Source organism: Polynucleobacter sp. HIN11, assembly GCF_030297675.1.
GTDB lineage: Bacteria > Pseudomonadota > Gammaproteobacteria > Burkholderiales > Burkholderiaceae > Polynucleobacter.
Genome location: NZ_AP028142.1, coordinates 1,293,177 through 1,294,926, shown reverse-complemented (window position 1 = coordinate 1,294,926; position 1,750 = coordinate 1,293,177). Strand labels below are relative to the sequence as shown.

2 protein-coding genes are annotated in these 1,750 nt (G+C 46.7%); both read left to right on the top strand.

Annotated features, from left to right (window positions below):
- The first annotated feature begins 44 nt into the window (after window positions 1–44).
- The gene (locus QUE60_RS06745) at window positions 45–854 is read left to right on the top strand and encodes a peptidylprolyl isomerase (protein ID WP_286226491.1); all 810 of its coding nucleotides are present in this window, start codon (window positions 45–47) and stop codon (window positions 852–854) included.
- A gap of 7 nt (window positions 855–861) precedes the next feature.
- Window positions 862–1,701 carry an aldo/keto reductase gene (locus QUE60_RS06740; protein ID WP_286226490.1) on the top strand — a complete coding sequence of 280 codons (840 nt, stop codon included), beginning with the start codon at window positions 862–864 and terminating at the stop codon, window positions 1,699–1,701.
- The last annotated feature ends 49 nt before the right edge of the window (window positions 1,702–1,750 follow it).

The window sequence follows — 1,750 nt, the reverse complement described above, 5'->3', positions numbered from 1 at the left end:
GCTGACCCATTCAACATAAAAGCATTTTTTCGTACAATTGGTTGATGAAACTGATTCGTCTCACTCTTCTTTTAGCGTTACTGTATCCAATTTTCGGATTAGCTAATCCTGAAAAAAAAGAATTAGCCTTTGTTGCCTCGGTCAACAACGCTCCAATCACTCAGCAAATTTTTGATGTGGCTCTTAAAAATGCCATCGAACGGGGAGCAAAAGATTCGCCCGAACTGCGGCAAGCTATTAAGGAGGAGCTCATTAATCGCGAGCTCCTAGTCCAAGAAGCCAAGAAAGAGGGTCTTGAGAAATCCCCTGAATTCATTTCACAGGTCGATCAGTTTGAGCAAACTCTCTTATTGCAACTCTATATTGATCAACACTTTCAAAAGAACCCCATCACGGACGAGCAACTCAAGGCTGAGTACGAGCGTCAAAAGAAATTAATTGTGGATACAGGGGGCGAAGTGCAGTACCGCTTTAGCCAAATTGTGACCGCTAAAGAGAGTGAAGCCATGATTCTCATGAGTCGCTTACAAAAGGGCGATTCGTTTGCCCAGTTGGCACGTGAGTTCTCAGCCGATGCAGCCACAAAAAAAGAGGGGGGTAGTGTGGGGTGGGTTAATGCTTCGCAAATGAATGCAAATGTCTTGCAAACCTTGCGCCTTCTCAATAAAAACGAGTTTGCTAAAAAGCCCATTCAGATTGGGAGCGCCTGGGTGATTGTGCGCTTGGATGATAAGCGTGCCATGAAGATCCCGACCCTTGAAGAGTCGAAACCGCAATTGCGTCAAGCGATTGTGCAGCAGTACCTCACTGAGACCGTGCGACGCCTGCGTCAAAACGCCAAGATTGTGATGTAAGGGTGGTATGAGTTTTCAGTTTCAGACTCGCCTTGGACTTGGTACCTGGCAAATGGGTGAGAGCGCCCGCTCTGAAGCCCAAGAAATCAATGCGATTGCGTCCGCCATTGAGATGGGCTATCAACTCATTGATACTGCCGAGATGTATGGCTCTGGTCAAGCTGAAACCTTAATTGGTAAAGCATTGCAACGCGTTGGTAAAAGTACGCGTGTCCATCTCCAAATTGTCAGTAAAGTATTACCCAGTAACGCGAGCACCAAAGGAACCATCACGGCTTGTGAGCGCTCAATTAGGCGGATGGGGTGTGACTATCTGGATTGCTATCTCTTGCATTGGCAAGGCTCTTATTCTTATGAAGCGACGCTTGAGGGATTGATCAAACTCCAGGAACGAGGACTAATTCGTAGTTATGGCATCAGTAATTTTGATGCGCCAGATGTGAATGATTGGCTCGCAGCGGAGCGCAATGTCGGCAGTCCCTATCAAACGGTATGCAATCAGGTCTATTACGCTCTCAATGGCCGTGGCATTGAATACGATTTGATCCCGCTCATGCAAGAAAGGGGCATGGCATTGATGGCTTACTCGCCATTGGGAGCCGGAGAGTTAATACATGATCCCAAGCTCATTGCAATTGCTAAAGAGGCTGGCTTGACTCCAGCACAAGTCGCGCTCGCTTGGGTCTTGCGCCAACCCAATGCGGTAGCGATTCCAAAAACGGTGCATCTAGAGCGACTTAAGGAAAATTTAGCGGCTGCGAACTTGGTACTCGAGGCCGTTTTACTACAAGCGCTTGATCAGCTTTTCCATCCTCCTCATAAAAAGACCCCACTACATATCCTTTAATAAGGATATGGTTGTGTTACATGTAACGATATTTGGAGTATAATGTTAC

Excerpts from the sequence above, each read along its gene's own strand:
- QUE60_RS06745 (WP_286226491.1), top strand. The coding sequence starts at position 45 with ATGAAACTGATTCGTCTCACTCTTCTTTTAGCGTTACTGTATCCAATT.
- QUE60_RS06740 (WP_286226490.1), top strand. The coding sequence starts at position 862 with ATGAGTTTTCAGTTTCAGACTCGCCTTGGACTTGGTACCTGGCAAATG.